The sequence below is a fragment of the Paenibacillus sp. F024 genome (assembly GCF_057814255.1).
Genome location: NZ_JBVASZ010000014.1, coordinates 24,738 through 42,224, shown reverse-complemented (window position 1 = coordinate 42,224; position 17,487 = coordinate 24,738). Strand labels below are relative to the sequence as shown.

Annotated in this window: 29 protein-coding genes; 26 read left to right on the top strand and 3 right to left on the bottom strand. The window is 47.0% G+C overall.

Going from position 1 to position 17,487, the window contains the following annotated elements; translation table 11 throughout:
- Positions 1-6 precede the first annotated feature (6 nt).
- Both ACZYR9_RS15700 and ACZYR9_RS15695 read left to right on the top strand, forming a co-directional pair.
- The gene (locus tag ACZYR9_RS15700; protein WP_488979434.1) at positions 7-660 is read left to right on the top strand and encodes a M23 family metallopeptidase; all 654 of its coding nucleotides are present in this window, start codon (positions 7-9) and stop codon (positions 658-660) included.
- A 199-nt stretch (positions 661-859) separates the two neighbouring features.
- Positions 860-3,229, top strand: coding sequence for a type IV secretory system conjugative DNA transfer family protein (locus ACZYR9_RS15695; RefSeq protein WP_488979433.1), 2,370 nt, complete (start codon positions 860-862; stop codon positions 3,227-3,229).
- Positions 3,230-3,281: 52 nt separating this feature from the next.
- Here ACZYR9_RS15695 and ACZYR9_RS15690 read toward each other — a convergent pair whose 3' ends face one another.
- Positions 3,282-3,965, bottom strand: coding sequence for a CPBP family intramembrane glutamic endopeptidase (locus ACZYR9_RS15690; RefSeq protein WP_488979432.1), 684 nt, complete (start codon positions 3,963-3,965; stop codon positions 3,282-3,284).
- A 126-nt stretch (positions 3,966-4,091) separates the two neighbouring features.
- Here ACZYR9_RS15690 and ACZYR9_RS15685 point away from each other — a divergent pair, with 126 nt between their 5' ends.
- From ACZYR9_RS15685 to ACZYR9_RS15670, 4 genes are read left to right on the top strand one after another with little or no spacing between them, the layout of a single operon-like run.
- Complete coding sequence (locus ACZYR9_RS15685; RefSeq protein WP_488979431.1) at positions 4,092-4,256, top strand: ribbon-helix-helix domain-containing protein; 165 nt, start codon at positions 4,092-4,094, stop codon at positions 4,254-4,256.
- A gap of 16 nt (positions 4,257-4,272) precedes the next feature.
- Positions 4,273-4,950 (top strand): hypothetical protein, encoded by a 678-nt coding sequence (locus ACZYR9_RS15680; RefSeq protein ID WP_488979430.1) that lies wholly within the window; start codon positions 4,273-4,275, stop codon positions 4,948-4,950.
- 9 nt (positions 4,951-4,959) lie between these two features.
- Positions 4,960-5,502: an accessory gene regulator B family protein gene (locus ACZYR9_RS15675; RefSeq protein ID WP_488979429.1), complete on the top strand. Its 543-nt coding sequence runs from the start codon at positions 4,960-4,962 to the stop codon at positions 5,500-5,502.
- Between the two features lie 22 nt (positions 5,503-5,524).
- Positions 5,525-5,650, top strand: coding sequence for an AgrD family cyclic lactone autoinducer peptide (locus ACZYR9_RS15670; protein WP_488979428.1), 126 nt, complete (start codon positions 5,525-5,527; stop codon positions 5,648-5,650).
- Positions 5,651-5,698: 48 nt separating this feature from the next.
- Here ACZYR9_RS15670 and ACZYR9_RS15665 read toward each other — a convergent pair whose 3' ends face one another.
- On the bottom strand, positions 5,699-6,073 hold the full coding sequence (locus ACZYR9_RS15665) for a hypothetical protein (RefSeq protein ID WP_488979427.1): 375 nt from the start codon (positions 6,071-6,073) through the stop codon (positions 5,699-5,701).
- Positions 6,074-6,461: 388 nt separating this feature from the next.
- Between ACZYR9_RS15665 and ACZYR9_RS15660 the strand changes: the two genes are divergently transcribed.
- Positions 6,462-6,692 (top strand): XRE family transcriptional regulator, encoded by a 231-nt coding sequence (locus ACZYR9_RS15660; RefSeq protein ID WP_488979426.1) that lies wholly within the window; start codon positions 6,462-6,464, stop codon positions 6,690-6,692.
- A gap of 249 nt (positions 6,693-6,941) precedes the next feature.
- On the opposite strand, the gene ACZYR9_RS15655 is transcribed toward ACZYR9_RS15660, so the two are convergent.
- The gene (locus ACZYR9_RS15655) at positions 6,942-7,313 is read right to left on the bottom strand and encodes a helix-turn-helix domain-containing protein (protein ID WP_488979425.1); all 372 of its coding nucleotides are present in this window, start codon (positions 7,311-7,313) and stop codon (positions 6,942-6,944) included.
- Positions 7,314-7,630: 317 nt separating this feature from the next.
- On the opposite strand from ACZYR9_RS15655, the gene ACZYR9_RS15650 reads away from it, so the two are divergent.
- From ACZYR9_RS15650 to ACZYR9_RS15560, 19 genes are all read left to right on the top strand, one after another.
- Positions 7,631-7,867 (top strand): helix-turn-helix domain-containing protein, encoded by a 237-nt coding sequence (locus tag ACZYR9_RS15650; protein ID WP_488979424.1) that lies wholly within the window; start codon positions 7,631-7,633, stop codon positions 7,865-7,867.
- Positions 7,864-8,082, top strand: a complete 219-nt coding sequence (locus ACZYR9_RS15645; RefSeq protein ID WP_488979423.1) for a hypothetical protein — start codon at positions 7,864-7,866, stop codon at positions 8,080-8,082. Before ACZYR9_RS15650 ends, ACZYR9_RS15645 begins: the two co-directional genes overlap by 4 nt.
- Positions 8,079-8,828: a phage antirepressor KilAC domain-containing protein gene (locus tag ACZYR9_RS15640; RefSeq protein ID WP_488979422.1), complete on the top strand. Its 750-nt coding sequence runs from the start codon at positions 8,079-8,081 to the stop codon at positions 8,826-8,828. The genes ACZYR9_RS15645 and ACZYR9_RS15640 overlap by 4 nt, the downstream gene beginning before the upstream one ends.
- Before the next feature lie 6 nt (positions 8,829-8,834).
- Positions 8,835-8,987: a hypothetical protein gene (locus ACZYR9_RS15635; protein ID WP_488979421.1), complete on the top strand. Its 153-nt coding sequence runs from the start codon at positions 8,835-8,837 to the stop codon at positions 8,985-8,987.
- 90 nt (positions 8,988-9,077) lie between these two features.
- Positions 9,078-9,329, top strand: a complete 252-nt coding sequence (locus ACZYR9_RS15630) for a DUF7667 family protein (RefSeq protein ID WP_488979420.1) — start codon at positions 9,078-9,080, stop codon at positions 9,327-9,329.
- A gap of 17 nt (positions 9,330-9,346) precedes the next feature.
- Positions 9,347-9,559 carry a hypothetical protein gene (locus ACZYR9_RS15625; RefSeq protein ID WP_488979419.1) on the top strand — a complete coding sequence of 71 codons (213 nt, stop codon included), beginning with the start codon at positions 9,347-9,349 and terminating at the stop codon, positions 9,557-9,559.
- A 78-nt stretch (positions 9,560-9,637) separates the two neighbouring features.
- Entirely contained in the window at positions 9,638-9,880 is a 243-nt protein-coding gene (locus tag ACZYR9_RS15620) for a helix-turn-helix domain-containing protein (RefSeq protein ID WP_488979418.1), read from the top strand.
- A complete protein-coding gene (locus ACZYR9_RS15615) occupies positions 9,855-10,388 on the top strand; it encodes a sigma-70 family RNA polymerase sigma factor (RefSeq protein ID WP_488979417.1) in 534 nt (177 codons plus the stop codon). Before ACZYR9_RS15620 ends, ACZYR9_RS15615 begins: the two co-directional genes overlap by 26 nt.
- A gap of 164 nt (positions 10,389-10,552) precedes the next feature.
- Positions 10,553-10,750 carry a hypothetical protein gene (locus ACZYR9_RS15610; RefSeq protein WP_488979416.1) on the top strand — a complete coding sequence of 66 codons (198 nt, stop codon included), beginning with the start codon at positions 10,553-10,555 and terminating at the stop codon, positions 10,748-10,750.
- A 23-nt stretch (positions 10,751-10,773) separates the two neighbouring features.
- The gene (locus ACZYR9_RS15605) at positions 10,774-11,040 is read left to right on the top strand and encodes a hypothetical protein (protein ID WP_488979415.1); all 267 of its coding nucleotides are present in this window, start codon (positions 10,774-10,776) and stop codon (positions 11,038-11,040) included.
- A gap of 7 nt (positions 11,041-11,047) precedes the next feature.
- Complete coding sequence (locus ACZYR9_RS15600; RefSeq protein WP_488979414.1) at positions 11,048-11,569, top strand: hypothetical protein; 522 nt, start codon at positions 11,048-11,050, stop codon at positions 11,567-11,569.
- A 168-nt stretch (positions 11,570-11,737) separates the two neighbouring features.
- Positions 11,738-11,989, top strand: coding sequence for an AbrB/MazE/SpoVT family DNA-binding domain-containing protein (locus tag ACZYR9_RS15595; protein WP_488979413.1), 252 nt, complete (start codon positions 11,738-11,740; stop codon positions 11,987-11,989).
- Positions 11,986-12,243: a hypothetical protein gene (locus ACZYR9_RS15590; protein ID WP_488979412.1), complete on the top strand. Its 258-nt coding sequence runs from the start codon at positions 11,986-11,988 to the stop codon at positions 12,241-12,243. The genes ACZYR9_RS15595 and ACZYR9_RS15590 overlap by 4 nt, the downstream gene beginning before the upstream one ends.
- Positions 12,244-12,709: 466 nt before the next feature.
- Positions 12,710-14,281 carry an AAA family ATPase gene (locus ACZYR9_RS15585; RefSeq protein WP_488979411.1) on the top strand — a complete coding sequence of 524 codons (1,572 nt, stop codon included), beginning with the start codon at positions 12,710-12,712 and terminating at the stop codon, positions 14,279-14,281.
- Positions 14,271-15,221, top strand: coding sequence for a RecT family recombinase (locus ACZYR9_RS15580; RefSeq protein ID WP_488979410.1), 951 nt, complete (start codon positions 14,271-14,273; stop codon positions 15,219-15,221). The genes ACZYR9_RS15585 and ACZYR9_RS15580 overlap by 11 nt, the downstream gene beginning before the upstream one ends.
- A 220-nt stretch (positions 15,222-15,441) precedes the next feature.
- Positions 15,442-15,891 (top strand): hypothetical protein, encoded by a 450-nt coding sequence (locus tag ACZYR9_RS15575; RefSeq protein ID WP_488979409.1) that lies wholly within the window; start codon positions 15,442-15,444, stop codon positions 15,889-15,891.
- A complete protein-coding gene (locus ACZYR9_RS15570) occupies positions 15,888-16,136 on the top strand; it encodes a hypothetical protein (RefSeq protein ID WP_488979408.1) in 249 nt (82 codons plus the stop codon). Before ACZYR9_RS15575 ends, ACZYR9_RS15570 begins: the two co-directional genes overlap by 4 nt.
- On the top strand, positions 16,133-16,897 hold the full coding sequence (locus ACZYR9_RS15565) for an MBL fold metallo-hydrolase (protein ID WP_488979407.1): 765 nt from the start codon (positions 16,133-16,135) through the stop codon (positions 16,895-16,897). The genes ACZYR9_RS15570 and ACZYR9_RS15565 overlap by 4 nt, the downstream gene beginning before the upstream one ends.
- The gene (locus ACZYR9_RS15560) at positions 16,894-17,484 is read left to right on the top strand and encodes a DUF1642 domain-containing protein (RefSeq protein WP_488979406.1); all 591 of its coding nucleotides are present in this window, start codon (positions 16,894-16,896) and stop codon (positions 17,482-17,484) included. The genes ACZYR9_RS15565 and ACZYR9_RS15560 overlap by 4 nt, the downstream gene beginning before the upstream one ends.
- Positions 17,485-17,487: the final 3 nt, after the last annotated feature.

The window sequence follows — 17,487 nt, the reverse complement described above, 5'->3', positions numbered from 1 at the left end:
AACATCATGAAATTTCAACTGATCCCACGCATCACCGCCGGATATGGCGAAATTGATTCTGTTCACAAGACGCCGCATACGGGAGTCGACGTTGGCCTTCCGATCGGCAGCCCGTTGTACGCGCCGGAGGGTGGCATAGTATCGCGTATCGTCGATTACGGCACTGAGAGCCTCGGAAAGGGTGTATTCGTTCGGACACGAGACGGCCATCAATATATACTCGGGCACTTATCTGAGGTCAAGGTAAGGCTTGGGGAGCGTGTCCATGCCGGCGATCTGTTGGCATTGTCCGGGAACACCGGTAACAGCACTGGTCCGCATGTCCATTTGGGCGTCGTCGATAAAGCAGGCGCATTCGTTGACCCTACGTCAATCGTTCCGTACGATCCGGCCAAGGTCGGCCTGCTCGGTCAGATTATCGGGCGTGCCGTCGATAAAGCGCAGCACGGCGTCCAGGAGAGCGCCAGGAGCATGACTTATGACATCGTCATTGGGATAGCAGAAGGTCTGCGGGATCTGGTCGTTGACATGTCGTATTCCATCGCATTGCTTGGGGGTGGGTTGGCGATTATCCTGCATGCCGCAGGATGGGAAAAGGGTACGCGCTGGGCCGGGATGCTGACAGTTGGCTATGTATTGATCAAGTACTTACTGGGGTGAGCGAAATGGATAGGGAATTCAATAGCACGGTTGGTCCTCACGATACCCTGAATAGCATCATGAAGCGGATCAAGTCCAATTTTCCGAAAAGTACAGATCTGCAACGTATAGCAAGCTACGCGGCAGCCGAGTATATGATCCCGATCCATACCGCGCTGTGCGAATTGGTGAATATATCAGTAAAGGAGCGGTGGAGCGAATGAAATCCATATCCCTCCGTGAAGCAATCCGCATCGTCCGTCCGGAATACGTCTTTCTCCGCCTGAAACCGAACAATTCTATCCGCAACAACAACACGCACAAGCTCGCCCGAACCATCGCGTCACTTTATAAAAACGTGACGGAAGCCGTTAAGCGGGAGGAGGTGAAGGCCGCTCGCGTGCTCGGCCGCCAATGGTTCGTACCGACTCGCCTATCTTTTGAAATACCCTCCAAAGTGGCGTATTTCATTTACCTTGAGAAAAAGAAAGTTGAGTTTTACTTCATTGTCCCGCGCTCTCAGCTCAGCGTCATCAAGGAGAAAATGGGTGATGTTTGGACGAATATTACGATCGATGAAGTACAGGAGCTGCCGGAGTTCGGCCGTGAGGCGATGAAGTACCAGCTCAGCTATGTGAAGGAGGATGCCTTAAGCCTAGCAACCGATCGGAGGAACAACGACCTGCTGCATTCGACTCTGAATGTTATCGATGTGATGGAGGATGGCGATCGTGCCGGAGTCTTTTTTAACTTCATCCCGACGTCACAGTTTACCTGGCGCAGCACGTACAAGAATACGATCGATAAGGTCCGCAAAAACATACCGGTTGACCGCGATAAGACGGGAACAAGCTACCTCTTCAAACGCGCCGTCACGCTGCTCGCAGGCACGCTGGACCTTTTTACAGGCGCTCTATCGGATAAGAAGCATGGTGCCACAGCGAGCCCATTAGAGACTTTTCTTGAGCGTTTGAACGGCGGCAAGAAGATCAGCGAGAGCACGCAGCGAAAGGCCTCCGCTGCAGTCCTGAATACGCAGATCGTAGTAATGAGCGAGAGTGCAGATGCTCTCCGGCAAAGGAATAGCGCCCGTAGCTTGGCACAGAGTTTTGATACGATATCAGAGGATAATGCGCTTGTCCCGCGACCGTACCGGAGAACGTTCAAGTATATTGATTATTCCCTGCCTTCCGCCGCCGTGAATAAGATAGGGGATGAAGAATGCCAGTCTCTTATTGCTCTGGCCGGGCGCGAAGTCCTGGAGCGGTACAATTTTATCGAGAAGGTGGAGACCCAGGAGACGGAGGTGCCGGAAGATTTGCGGCAAGGCACGATGAGAATCGGAGTGAACATTTTCAGAGGGAAAGAGGAGGCGGCCTATTTGAGTAATGATAAAGAATACAAGAATCTCACGCTCGTCTTAATCGGTCCGACCCGGGCGGGCAAGTCCACTTTGATCGGTAACCTTAGTCATGACGCAATCCAAGCCAGCGAGTGTGTAATTATCTTTGACTATATCGGCAGCTGCCAGCTGAGCTCTGAAGTGGCCGCATTATTTCCGAAAGAAAAGAGGCTACTCATTGATTGCGGTGACCCGGCAACCCTGCAGGGGCTTGGTTATAATGAAGTCGGTGTGAGTGTGGACCCGTTTCTTCGGTACGATAATGCAAAGAAACAAACGACGCAGCTTATGGCCTTGGTAAATTCGATAAATTCCGATGACACCCGGCTAAGCGCCAAGATGGAGCGTTATTTGACCAGTGCGGCCTTGGTGGTGTTTGTTACCGGCGGCAGTATCCGGGATGTGTTCGGCGTCCTGCAGGATCACAAGGCGCGTCACGATTTTATAAAGAGGGTCCCAAAGAGCCAAGATGAGAACCTGGGCGAGTATGTGGACAATCTCTATGAGCTGGACGATTACAAGGACGTCAAGGTAGGAGAGGGCAAAGAAAAGCGGACTGTCTCGGAGCTGGTTGGAACAAAGGATCATCTGATAACGGGCGTCATCGATCGGCTGAATAAGCTGAAGGCCAATACCTATATGGAGGCAATGCTTAAGAAGTCCACGGCGGGAAACATCGATCTTGTAAAAGAGTTGCAGAAGCCGCAGCTTATCTGCTTAAAGATGCCAGAAACCATGTTCGGTACCGACGGTGAGAGGGACGTCTATACGACCTATTGGATGACAAAGCTCTGGATGGCCTTGCAGATCCGGGAGCAGCGGATAGGGGACCGCAGTAAGTTGACCAAAGTAAACATTGTCTTTGACGAGCTCTATCAGGTAGAAAATACGCAGAAGTTCCTTTCAGACAAATTAAGCCGGCTGGCCAAGTTCGGCGCCAAACCTATCATCAGCTGCCACTACATGAACCAGATCAAGCATATCCGGGATGAGCTGCGGAGCGCTAATGCCAGCTATATGCTGATTAGCGGCTGTGATAAGAAGAACTTTGATGAACTCAAGGATGAGCTTTACCCGTTTACAGTGGAAGACTTATTGAATCTTCCAAGGTACCACAGCATGAACCTTATGAAGCATAGTGATGGATATGCAAGGTTTATAACAAAGCTTCCGAAACCAATAAATTAACAAAAAAGGCCTGCAAAGAGGAAAACTCTCGCAGGCCTTTTTGCTTTTATTCCTAATCTGCCTTGTGTCTCTTAATTATCCAGGTAAACATGACAATCTTAAGGTCGTATAGGATATGAAAAATAATCGGAAGCAGCAGGCTGCCACTCTTTATGTATAGGTGACTCATAGCGAATCCCAGGAGCATTGTGTCAATGATAGCTGACCTGCCCTGGTGAAAGTGCAGTAGGCCGAAAATCACATTGATGACTACAAAGCTCAGCAGGGCCGTAAATCCCCATTCCTCTTGAAAGTAGGCATATAAGTACCCCCGGAAGAAAATCTCCTCAGAAATGCCGACGACGAAGGCGAGAATGGCGAACATGACCATACTCTTTTTTGATTGAGGAAACATGTGCTCCTTGTTTTTGTATTCGGCAGCTACGGCATTCCTCATACTCTTTTTAAAAATGATCAAGACGGTAGGAACGATCAACATAAACACATGGTAAACCACGATGCTCCAGAGGATGAGATTAAGCAGGTGAGGCAGCGTGAAGGCTGTGTCCGGCATGTAGATGCTGAAGAAATCGATGTTGAATAGTATGATTGCCAATGCGGACCCGTACCAGATATACATGCGCAGGTAGGCTGATTCTTTGGTTCTGTCGCTGATGTCAGACTTAAGTCTTCTTGTTTCAAAATATCCGATTATAGGCAGTACAATTAATACGATTATCGCCAACAAATGAGGCATTATTAATCCACATCCTTTTTTATTATTGACATCCAGAACCGCTCTAAATATAATCAAATCATATCAATAAATTCACGTACAATAAACGTACAAATACCGTACAAAAATCAAGGGAGGAATTAACGAATGCCGCGTGTTGAAACCCAAAGAATAGACATTAGAATCCCAAAAAGCTTGCTTGAGGAAATTGAAAAGTACCAGGAAGAGCACTCTATACCAAATAGAACAACGGCGCTGTTAGAACTAGTAAGAGTAGGGTTAAATCAAAGTAAGAAATCTAAGCCAAGATGAGGGGATGGTTAATGCCGTGCAAGAAAGTGTATTTATCCAATTGATCGTGGCAATTATATTTTGGGCTTCATTAGTCATCGTAAGTTTTTCTATGTTCCGGATCCCGATAAGAGAAAACCATAGGCAGATTGCTCTTTTATCTGTAGTTGTCGGCGGGCTTAACTTCTATACAAAATTCATTCTCCAGTCTCCCTATGCGCTGATTTTTCAAATCATCGCGTATATCATCCTACTGATGATCATTAGGCGGTACCCTATCTTCTATTCTTTTATTATCTGCATAACCGGCTTTATTGTCGTTGCCCTGATCGATGCAATCACGACAATAACAGCCCTAAGGCTAGGATTGAGCACAATGGAGTTAATGACGAATAATACAGTTCATTTTGTTGTTATGCACTCCATTGTAACATGTGTTATTGTATTAGTAGCCTATATTTTGTACAGATTTAATTTAGGATTCTCTTTCGTCAAAAGAAGATTCTCAGGGAAGCACACACTTAAGCCGCACAATTTTATCTGGGCAATCATCTTAGCAGCAAGCTTTTCCTTCTTGCAATTCTCCACACAGAGCTTTGATAAATTTTCGTTACACCCATACATAATTGTTTTGTTTACGATCGGACTAATGGCCAGCGTCATCTATGCTTATATCCTTAACAAGAAAGTATTAAAAGACCGTGAAGGACGGTGATTGAATATAATGTTCAAGATCGAAAGCATCGCCGATTATTTAGCAAATTCCATACGTAAAAATGACCCCAACGCTTCTTCTGTTGGGGTTTTGCGGTATGGACTTATATCGATAATCAACTTAATGATTACTGTCAGTACAGTCCTTATTATAGCTGCATTTACAGGCGATTTGCTGCCGGCATTATTGGCAGCCGCGGGATTTCCGATATTGCGTTATGTCACCGGTGGGCTTCACTTGAAGTCATCCCATTTGTGTAACGTTGTGACAGCCTCATTTATGCTAATTGCGATATACACGCCTATTGAATATTGGTATAATGGATTTGTACTCAATGTTGCTGCAGCGACAATTGTAATGATTTATGCTCCGTCAGGGATTAAGAAAAGTACGCTTGATCCCAAGCAGTACCCTGTTTTAAAGTGGGTCGGCGTGTGTATCGTATCGCTAAACTTTATCTTTCAGTCCCACGTGCTGGCCCTCGCTTTTTTCATCCAAGCCCTGACAACTACGAAATTTTTTAATAGGTTGGTTGCAAAGCTCGATTTGTAACGGAAGGGGGTGAATTCGAAGGATGAAGACTCTGATCGCTAAAGCTGCTAACACAGTTTCTACTTGGTTTGCGAAAAGAATGGCTACGACTGGTTGCCTTGTTGGCTGCCACGCTCCGGAAGCTCCGGAAGAATTGTTCAGCAAATAATAACTGCCTAATATAAAAGCGGCCCTTTCGGGGGCCGCTTCTTTACGTTTATTTTGATTCCTGAGCATTTGTATTTGTTATGAATCCAAGGAAAGTCTCGGCTGCTCTCTTGAGAAACTTCCTCTCTACCCGCTCAGATCGCTCGTACATTTTGATATCGAGCTTGTTCAGCGAAAGACCTATTCCTGGGTGGCTCTTATGGTGCTTTACCATCAGGTAGCAGGTCGTTTCCTGAGTTTCGATATCGAAGCTGCAGTTAAGTACGATGATGGGAGTTCCGTCTGGCCCCACTTGATATATCCCGCACAACTTATCGAAAAGATCCCACTTATATAATTTAATTCCGATGTGCTTGGCAACTTTATAAGGACAGTGTTCCCCAACTTCTGCATAAAGGGATTCGAGTTTTTCATCGATATTCAAATATACCAACCCCGATCGTATAGGATTATTAGCTGCGAGTAGTCATGATGTATGTAACGCTCAATAAATCTTTTTATTTTGTTCGTACTTTGTTCGCTTTAATTTTGGGTCTATAAAACATACAATAGGCATGTGAATAATTTTCAGAGATACTCCGTACAGTGCGCATATCAAGGGGATCAGCCTTGGCGCCTATCGTATGGAGTATTTTTTTTCTGCATAAGACACCACCTCCTTCATGGAATTCTGGATTTAATAGATGAATTTTTAGAAAACTAATTATTTACCCATAGAATAGCTGGGACTATTTACCTGATTTGTGTTTCACTTATTTACCGTAATCTGGTAAGATAAGGGTCAGGAATTTAATAAGGAGACAGCGCCGCCGATGAGGTATAAGCTCGGTCGCTGCTTTCTGCCTGAGCTGTTGAAAGAGATCGGCTGGACACCGCAAGATCTTGCAGAGCGTATGGGCTGGACACGTCAACGGGCGCATGATGTTATATCCGGTCGAAAGAAGATGGGAACCGCGCTGACCTTTTCCGTAGCGGACACTATGGGAGTCAGTGAGCGGCGAATCTATGAGCTCGTACCGGTTAAGACATCGAGCAGGAAGTAGCCTAACGAAGGGATTGATTTTCGATCTCTTCTCGGCAAGTTGTCAACCTTTTGGAGTACAAATTATGTAACAAGTGACCCCATAACCACTTTCCGATGCATGCTCTAAGGTGAAATGGGGTTTTTGTAAGGACATTATAGCACGATAAAACGAACGGATTTTATTCTAAAGAATTATTTATCGGTATCGACATCTGAACACCTGTATCGACAAAATTTGTCGGAAACACGACCTCTGCCAGACCTCGCTTTAATCCTTCTTACGGACAATAAACTCCATGAATGTTTTGATGTTGTTTAGTTCTGCCTCGGACAGATCGGCTTTTTCTCGGACTAGGGCTTCGGTCTCTTTTAGGAATTTTTCTATTTTTGCCTCTTCCTCGGACGTAATCTTAGTTTTATCGAAATGGTGCTTTTCGGCGTTTTCACGGCCTAGGAGATAGTCGGTGGTTACGTTGAACACATCAGCGATTTTTAACAGAGCCTCATAGTCCGGGAAAGCTTTTCCGTTTTGATACTTAGAAATGCTCACCCTACTGACCCCTAAAATATCCGCCAATTCAGGCTGGGACATATTCCTTTTTGTCATCAAATCTTTAAGTACTTCACTAAATTCGGCCACTTAATACCCACTCCTTGGAAAAAATAATTCCAGTAACTGAAAATTACTATTGCGTACTTCAAAGTTACATGTTAATATACGTACATAGCAAACAAGCTACACCAGTCTACCAAACATAACGAGTGCCAACATGATGAAGTTGATTGCGGCTTTTATTTATCATTCACAACAATTATTTACACAATTAGTATACAACGTAACTAAAAGTTACGCAAGGGTAAAGTTTTCTGACGACATCAGAAGTTTATTTACTATGCCCTAAATGTTCAATATGGTTACGTTGTTGTAACTAAAAATTAATATAAGGTGGTGATTTCGTGAAAATACAGCTTAAAGATTTAGACCAGTTCAACGAAATTTTGATCAGGAAAGGTTTGTCAAAAGCTGACTATAGCAAAGAAGTTGGACTCTCCCGCGCAGCAGGTACAAGACTTTGTAATGGGCAAACCCCTTACTTCTCTCCATCTGTAGCAGCTAGGACTGTTGAGAAGCTAAATATTGAGTTTGACGACATATTTGAAATCGTCAAAGAAGAGAGGAGGGTCGGTTCGTGAAATCAACCAAGCAGTACATGGAAACGCTGATTGGCGCTCTGAGACACGAAGCCAAGAAGGGCTTGGACTCAGGCACGAGCTCAGAAGCAATAAACGATCTGCTTTCAGACCTTGTAGCAAATGCAATCATACTTGATAAAGAGAATCTGGAAATGGTTTATGTTCTGATGCTAGTGCTGAATTCATTTTTGAAAGAAAAGAGGGATGCTAAATGAGACTCACGCTCATTAATCAAAACGGACAGTTGCTCGTCGATAGTCGGGACGTAGCAGAAATGACGAATGTTCGCCACGCTGATCTGCTCGAAAAAATCACTGGCTACATCCAGCACTTACTCAACGGAAATTTCCGTTCAGTAGATTTCTTCATCGAAAGTACTTATCAGGACAGCACCGGACGCAACTTGAAGTGTTACCTTCTCACTCGCAAAGGCTGCGACATGGTGGCGAACAAGATGACCGGCGAGAAGGGTGTTCTCTTCACAGCGGCATACGTAACTCAATTTGAGGAAATGGAACGGCAGCTTGCTATACCAAAGACTCTCCCAGAAGCTCTACGACTGGCTGCTGACTTAGCGGAAAAGAACGAGACGCTCGCTCTCCAGAATGCTCAGAAAGAACAAATCATCAATGAGCTGAAGCCCAAGGCTACATATTACGATCTGGTGCTTCAAAATAAATCCCTTATGGCCATCTCTAAAATCGCTAAGGATTACGGGTTATCCGGCCAAGCAATGAACACGATACTTCACGAACTCGGTATTCAATACAAACAAGGCGATTGCTGGTTGCTGTATCAAAAGCACGCTGACAAGGGTTACACCCAGAGCAAAACTCAGGTGCTGGATGAAGAAAAGAGCAAGCTTCATACCTATTGGACTCAGAAAGGCCGGCTTTTTATCTACGAGCTTTTGAAACGCGAGCGCGATTTACTGCCTATTATTGAGCGCAACGAGAGGTGACCACCCATGAAACAACCAGTCTATAAATTCTTCTACACCGTAGACAACCGCATCAAAGCGGTCCGCGTGACCGAAGAAGAGCCTGCTGCCGAAAGCGGAGCCTGGTTCATAATCGCTGCGGGAGCTACAGCCTGCTTCATCTGGTGGTTCTTATGGTAGAAATCATCATCGGCCTAATCGTAGTCGGTATCGTCTGGTTCGCAAAAGAGCTGTACAATGCACCCCTAATTGATGAGGAGGAACGATAGTATGGCAGCCATCCATCCAGTTCATCGGAAGTTAGCGGAAATTGTGTTTATGAACACTGATAAGAACGGGAACCTGATCCTGGGGAATGCAGAACTGCAATTGATCCTTAAGGAACTCCGCAAAAACATGGAGCTTGTATCTCGAAATGACGAACTCAAGCAGCTTTCGTTTTTGGCCTATGTGGCTGGCGATACGGAGTGGCATCAAGATATTTGCCGTCAGCTCGAAGAACTCGAAGCTCAATGCCTATGAAGGAGGTGACAAACCCAATGGATACCCAGGAAATTCAAGTGATGAACATGCTTCTTACCAAGGTTGCGAAATTCCAAGAACAAGCGTATGCGGTCCTTAGCAAAAAGGAGCTTCAGGAAACGATCTTAGTAATCGATGATCTGAGCCAGCGGATCCAAGCTTTAGAGCAATCGAACACCTTATTGAGTATCTTAAAACCCGAAAAAGGTGATGTTCATGCGGCGAATTGACGTAATCAAAAATTGCTTCTACGGCATATCGATCCTCTTCTACATGTTCTTATTCATTTGTTTCGTGGGGATGTTCAGATGATGCAGCCAGCGCTTCAAACGTTTGGTCGTCGGTTGGTTGAGCTCAGAGAGTCAAGAAGCCTTACTCAGCAGCAACTATCGGATAGGTTAGATATCACACGGTCGGCTCTATCGCATTACGAGAAAGGCCGTAGAGATCCAGCTTTGCAAACAATGGTGAAGCTAGCAGACTTCTTTAAAATCAGCATGGATGAATTGATTGGAAGAGAGGTGGATGATTGTGCAAAAAGAGCATTCTGATTTGGCTGCGGAAAATTTCTACCTGGCCAAGTTCATTGCTAACAAGTTCCGGTGGACCGGAATGGAGATTGAGGATCTGGTAGGGATTTGTGGCTATGCACTCTGTAGGGCTGCTGAAAGTTTCGATGAATCGCGCGGCATCAAGTTCTCGACCTATGCTGGTCAGGCCATGCGCCTTTCAGTCATAAGAGAGCATCTAAGAAATAAGCATCAGAAATTCATTCAGAAATACGGCTCGCTTAGGTCTATTGACGACAGGATAAACGAAGTCGAAAATCTAACGCTTGCTGATACGCTGGGAAAGAACGATGCACGCTTGGAATTAACGGATTATATCGATCAATTCTCAGATTTAGATCGACAGTGGTTACGATTAAAGATCCTATATCACGTCCACGGATACAACCAGCAAGAGTTGGCCGAGGTTATCGGCGTGAGCCAAGTACAAGTTTCTAGGCTGTTGAACAAGGCTCCAAATTCAGGAAAGCGAAAGGCGAGAGGTGCATGAAGGTAAAAATCGAGGGCACATACTTAACCCCGGATCAGCGCCGTCAGTTTTACGGACAAAAGAAAAGCACTCGCCGGCCAGGGCAAGTGCAGGGACAAGAACGCTCATTCAAAAACATTCTTTCCGCTATTTTACATAAGAAGTAGCTGGGAGGCAAGGGGAAGATGGAACACCTTACTCAAAAGGCAAAGTCTATTTGCGAAGCGCATTACGACTTTCATAACAAGAAGAATCCCGGCTGCGGCAAATGTCCAATCAAAGAACCTTGCCACGGCAGCGTAATGAGAACATTCCGGCTGGGTACGTATGACGGGCTTAACGGTTGGAGAAAGGCCGTGAACGAGGCTGCGGAAAAAGTATGAACTGATAGGGAGGTATTAAAAGCATGCGTTATGACTTCAATACGGCAAGAAAGAGGCGTGAAAAGCTTGTCGGTATGTATCGGGCCCTAAAGCGCCAGAACGAGGAAGAGGGTACCTGGGCATGGTGGATAATGGCTCAGATCGATGAGATTGATCGGGAGATTGAAGAAGCGCATTGGTCACAAGACGGAAAGATGACCACTATAGCAAGCAACGGCCATCCGGTAATGCAACTTGAAAATATACTCACCCCGATTGTACCTGCATGGGGAACGGAGAGCAGGGGGTGAGTAATCCGTGAAAGGACATTGGTTTTATGTCACGCCTGAGGAATACGAAAGAGCCGCAGCGATCGGTGTCGATAACCAAACTTTAGACCGTCGTATTCGGGAGTTGGGTTGGAACAAAGAACGGGCTATAACCACACCGATTCGGGCGATCAATAAGGACCGCGCATATTGGCGTCGGTTGGCCGAAAAAAACGGCATCAATTTTCGAGCGTTTCATTCTAGGATCGCGTTAGGTTGGAGCGATGAAGTAGCGGCCACAAAGCCGTTACAGACGCCGGAGGAAAGACGTTTGAATGCACTCCGAGCAACGGATAAGGTCCGTAAAATACCGCGCAAGTATATCGAAATTGCCTCTCAGAACGGTATATCTCTTGCAACGCTCCATGTGAGGATAAAGAAGCAAAAACTGAGCTTTGAAGTGGCTGCGACAAGGCCGCTTAAGACGAAACAGGAAAGCGGCAGGCTTGGTGCGCGGTCGCTGCGCGAAAGAGAAGGCGATTGGGCGGCACAAATTTTTGGAAAAAGGTGATTAGAATCATGTCCTCTAGCGATGAATGCCCAGTATGCTTTGGCCGCCGTGGATGGTGGACCGGTGCCGAAGATATAACCGGTGAGTATTGCCCGGAGTGGGAACAGTGCGACGGATGCGGCGGTACTGGAAATTCCAAAAACAAAAACTCAAAGGAGAATGATAAAAATGAAAGCAACCGGAATTGTTAGAAGCGTGGACCACCTTGGAAGGATCGTAATTCCGAAGGAATTGAGAAAAACATTTGACATTGGACCTCTTGATTCTCTCGAAATTTTCGTTGATGGCGAAAGGATCATCCTTCGCAAATACGCTCCCGGCTGCACGTTCTGCGGCAATACTGAGAAGGTGATTCCCTACAAAGAAAAGCTGATTTGCTCTGGATGCCGTCAAGACATCACGAAAGGCGGCGCTCATTGATCAAATGGCTCAAGCGATTGTTTACCAAGCTACGAACGGGCGCAGCGTTTAAACCAGAGGGCTTCAATGCCCGGATGCGCCGGATCGGATACAAGGGCAGGTTCGGACTGAAAATGGTAAGGGCTGCTGTGCGGCGGGAGCGCGGGTATAAGCCGGGGGCGTTGGGATCATCGAGGTTTGCTGAGAAGCGATTACCCCCTAGACGATACCGCCGGCGATATGCGTTCAGATTCAAACCGCATTACAACTTTTAAAGCAAGGTGCAGCTGATCGGCTTCGGTCGCTGCATCGAGGTTAGGAACTGCGAACCGAAGATTCGAACACCTGAATGGATGACAATCATCCGGTCGATGAGCGGTCAAGCGTCTTGCAATCCTGGACAGATGGGCACGGGCGCAGCCGTAAAGATAATGAGCAGGTTTAATTCGAATCGAGGTTCACACCCGGGGGTTTCTAACTTCGATGGTGCGACTGAAGCGCCAATACATAGGGAAGGAGGGCGAACAATGAAAAAGATTGCACAGTGTTCGAACGTTACTTGCAAATGGCCGATTTATCCTGGGGATAAGGTTTGGAAATGGGGCGAAAAAATTTTTTGCCATATACAGTGCTGCCTAAGCTCATTAAACAGAAAATGACCCGCTGGCAGGCGGGCCTTAACAAAACTATCTCACCGCAAGCGTAACATCGTTCTTTGAAAAATTCAATAGGGAGGAAGCTATGAAGACTATTCGCTTCAAACAATTGCGGCTGCAGAATTATAAAGCGCACCGCTCCCTGACGCTTGACTACGGCGATATCACCAAGCTGAGTGGAAAAAACGGCGAGGGCAAGTCATCGATCGGCGAGGCGCCGGGATGGATCCTTTTCGGTACAGACTTGCACGGCGGCTCTAAGTACAACCCGACACCAACCAATTACGAATTCGATATTGTGCATGCGTCCCTGCTGTTGTCCGTTGACGGCGCTGACTACCTGCTTACCCGGGAGATCGTGAAAGGCGCTAATAAATACTATCTCAACGAGGTACCGGTCAAGGAGGGTGAGTACAGCGATTTTATCAAGTCTCTATTCGACAAGGAGACATTCCTTTCACTCTACTATCCGCTGTACTTCTTCACGCTCCACAAAGATAAACAGAGGGAGCTGCTACTGAAAAACCTGCTTCCACCGGCTAATGCAGAAGTACTGGCGGAAATGTCCCGGAAGAGCCCGGAGCAGAAGCTCAAGGAAATCGAGCTTAACCCGCAGGCGGCCCGCTTGGCCGAAGCCCTTAAAAAACACTCGATTGATCAACTGGTAAGCATGCACACGGACCTGAAGAATAAGAACGATAAGCTCCATGTTCAGTCCCAAGGCAGCGTAAAGACGTTGACAGCACAGCTGCAGGCGATGGGAGAGGCCCAGGCGATAGACCGGGAAGCAATCACGGCCGAACTGGATTCCTTAAAGAACAAGATCGCTTCATTCGATGCTGATCGGCAAAAGGTCATTGCCCGGAACAATGAAATCCGGACGCTGCAGCTTAAAATCGATGGCCTGACCCGGCAGATCGAAGCGGGCAAAAAGGATTACGATGCAGCAGCAGCTCTTGAGATCGAACAAGAGTGCCGTACATGCGGCCAGCCACTAACCGAGACGGCCAAGGAGAAAGCGGAGCAGGCTAAGAAAGACAACGTCAAGCATCATGCGGATAAGGTGAATCCATTAATCCGGGAACGTAAAGCGCTACGGGAGCAGCTGGCCTCACTCCAACCGCTTCCGGAGCCGGATTACTCCGTTGCTGATCTTGTTGCTCGGACAAACGAATTGAACGCTTTATTACAAGCCGATGCGAACCGCTCCAAAGCCGAGAAAGAACTGGCCGAGGCGAAGGCAAATGAGGTCGCTTATCTTCAAGCCAAAAACGAATCGATTTTCATCTTGGACGCCATTAAAGCCTTCAAAGCTAAAGAGGCCGAGATCCAAACGCAGAAGGTTCAGTCACTGTTCACTACGCTGTCCGTCCGGCTGTTCAAATACGTGAAGACGAATAATGAGTACGTTTCGGACTTTATGATTCAGATGGACGGCAAGGATTACGTGGCGCTGTCGGTCGGAGAGAAGATTACGGCTGGTCTGGAGTTGACCGAAGTGCTGTTCAAGCAGACGGAACTAATTGTCCCATGCTTCATTGACGGAATTAGCGAGTATACCGGTAAGGTTGCTGTTTATGGCCAATTGATTACCGCCCGGGCGGTTGAAGGACAAAAATTGAAAATTGAAACGGAGGAAATCACACATGTCCAATAACAAACAAAACCAAATCATGCCGATCGGAAATTTCAGCATCGAAGAAGTCGAGACTATGCGCCACACTTTGGCAAAGGATGCTTCCCCTGAGCAATTTACTCTGTTCGTCCGTACAGCGGCCGCAGCCGGCCTTAACCCTTTCCTTAATCACATTTACTGCATCGTTTACGGCGGCAAGATGTCCATCCAGATCAGCGTAGAGGGCATCATGTTTCTTGCTAAAAGGGTTGAGGGCTATCAGGGCATGGACACTCAGCTCGTTCATGAGCATGACGTTTTCAAAGCCAAGAAAGCGAAGGATGAGCAAGGTAGGGACGTTTGGGAAATTGTACAGCACGATATTGAATTCCCGCGGGGAAAGGTTGTCGGGTGCTATTCTATCGCGTATCGTGAGGGCTTCCGACCAGTTACGGAGTTTATGGAAGTAGATGAAGTACAGCATCACCTTTCCGGAAACAATGCTGCGAACTGGAAAAAATACTTCAATGATTTCTTTAAAAAGACGGTCGCAAAAAGGGCGGCCAAGCGTCAATACGGCATCGAGGTGGCCGAGGACGATACGCCAGAAGCTGGTGGAAGCATCCCTGCTTATCAGGCACCGCCGGAACGCCGGGACATCACCGCTGAGGCAGAGCAGATGTCAACCGAGAAGCAGCAGCAACCCGAGGCGGCTCAGCAAAAGGAAGAATCTGCATTAACAGCCGCTCGCCAGCAAATGGCGGAGAAATTCAAAGAGCTTGAGATTACGGAAAAAGATAAGATGGGCGAGTACATTGCCGAACACGCTAAGCCAAAAGGACAAAAGCCAACGCTTGCTGAAATGAAGGCCCTCCTGAAGATTATGGATATGCATATCGAAGAGAAGAAAGCACAGGAAGCTTCAGTTAACAACAGCGACGACGATCTTCTTGATGATGAACTCGCTGACATGATCAAATAATGGACGCCGCCTACCAGCTCGACCTATTTGCTGACATAAACCCGGAACCGGTAGCTGCTAAGGCGGCTCCGGACGGTCCGGTGCTTAACGGAATGTATTACGAACGAGCCACCGACAAATTTGTCTCCTTTGCCCAAGGGCGGCGGTATTACGAGGAACCAGCCAAAGGATGTGGGCATTTGAAGGAGTGGCAGGACAGAATTAAGAAGGGACGTGCGATATGAGGGATATCACACCGCATCACTTAGCCTTTGTTGAAGAGGCAGCACGAGTATTTGAAGAAAATCCGCGTCGTGAAACACACTGGAACAAAGAACAGGACCTGGTCGCTTTTCGCTTTGGTATAGATCGAGATTGCGTTATTGTGTACGAACTCGGTGATTACATCGGAAATTTCGTCCAGCAGGTGGATAAGCGGGTCCCTGCTGTTCGGAAAGAAGTCGATTGGTTTGCTCGACAAATGGAGCAGCAATTACAGGCTAATGAGCATAAAGGCGGCTGGGAGAATTGCGCTTATGATTTTTTGATAGGCGAATTAGATAAGAATCTCCGAAAGCTATCAACTTGTGTCTCACACTCTGTATTTAGACGAAAATGCGCAAACATCGCTAATTTTGCAATGATGCTCTCGGATAATGATCGACGGGAAGAGAAGGAGCGTGCGATATGAATTTCAACTTTATTGAACCGCCACCAACCATGAATATTTACGCTCAAAAAGGCGATAAAGTGAGATTTTTAAACACGAATGGGCATGACTGGGAGCCCGAAGAAGCTTGCATAGCCGGACTGGTTGAAGGTGAGGTTTACACGGTCGAAAAGACAGAAGTAGGTGGTTGGCGTACTGACGTATATCTGCAAGAGTTTCCTACAAAGGCATTCAATTCTGTAATGTTTGAGGATTACAGACGATGAAAGTCACCATTCTTGCATCGGGTTCCGCAGGGAATTGCATACATTTGCAAAGCGGCAGCATCGGCGTCCTAATTGATGCCGGAGTAGCCAAAACAAAGATCGAGAAGCGCATGATCGAGGCCGGAATTAACCCGGCTATGGATATCCAAGCAATATTCATAACCCATAGCCACGGTGATCACGTCAAAGGGCTCCCGCTGGCGAACAAATATCGTATTCCGGTCTACGCTACGCACGGAGAGTGGCAGGGTATTTCAAAGGTGGACGACGAGCTCCGACGGACGCTGGAGACACTGCACGGCAGGTACGAAATGGTTGAGCTCGGCGGATTGCATATCTATCCCTTCAAAATCCATCATGACGCTTACGAGCCTGTCGGATACGCCATAGAGGATGATCAAGGCAACCGCTGCTGCGTGGTGTTCGATACCGGGCACATCGATGCTGAAATGCTCCAAATGATGGAAGGCAATATCTACATCGTCGAAGCAAACTATGATGAAGACATGCTCCAGGACGGCCCATATGCGGCTCACTTGAAAGAGCGGATTATGAGCAAGGACCGCGGGCATCTGAGCAACGAGCAGACGGCCGCAGCGCTGAAAAAGCTGATCAAGGGTACCGGCGAGCACATTTACCTAACGCACCTTTCGAGCAATAACAACATGCCAGCGCTGGCCGAGGGGACGGTAAAGCGAGCGCTGCGGCAAAAGGGATTCGAAGCAGGCAAACATTACTTTTTGGAGGTGCAGTCCGAGTGAATGCTATAACAATCAATGAAATAAGAGAAACATGTAAGTCCGGCTGCGATGTGCGGTTTTCCGGTGCTACCGTATTGGGCATCATCAATTACTACGAAAAGCAGATATTAACGATGGCACAACGGGAAAAGTCCAATTATAAGGATTACCTCGTACACGTCCAAGAGCTTGAAGAGGAAAAACGGGTGCTCCTGCAGCAGATCGAGCGGGCTATCGAGGATCAGAACAAGCAACTGCCGGTTATTCCGCTGGAAGTGGCGGAGGCGATTATATATGCCCGAAATGCATGGCAGCATTTAGAGGAAGACATCGATCGGCACTTTCTGAACACACATCGATTTGATTCGAGCAAGCATGGTGCTGTTTTGAAAAATTTCGCGGAGGCGAATCCACGGACTTACATGAAAGCTATTGCCGATGGATACACCGTCGAGCAGGTACCGGAGGAGCCTACACATGATGAACAACTGCAGGCGTGCATTGAGGATGCGATTAAGGATTGGCAAACGTCCCCTATTTATCAACCCAAGCTTTCAACCGTCATTGCTAATCGGGTAACAGAGTTTTTGGCCGAACAAAACACATGAGAA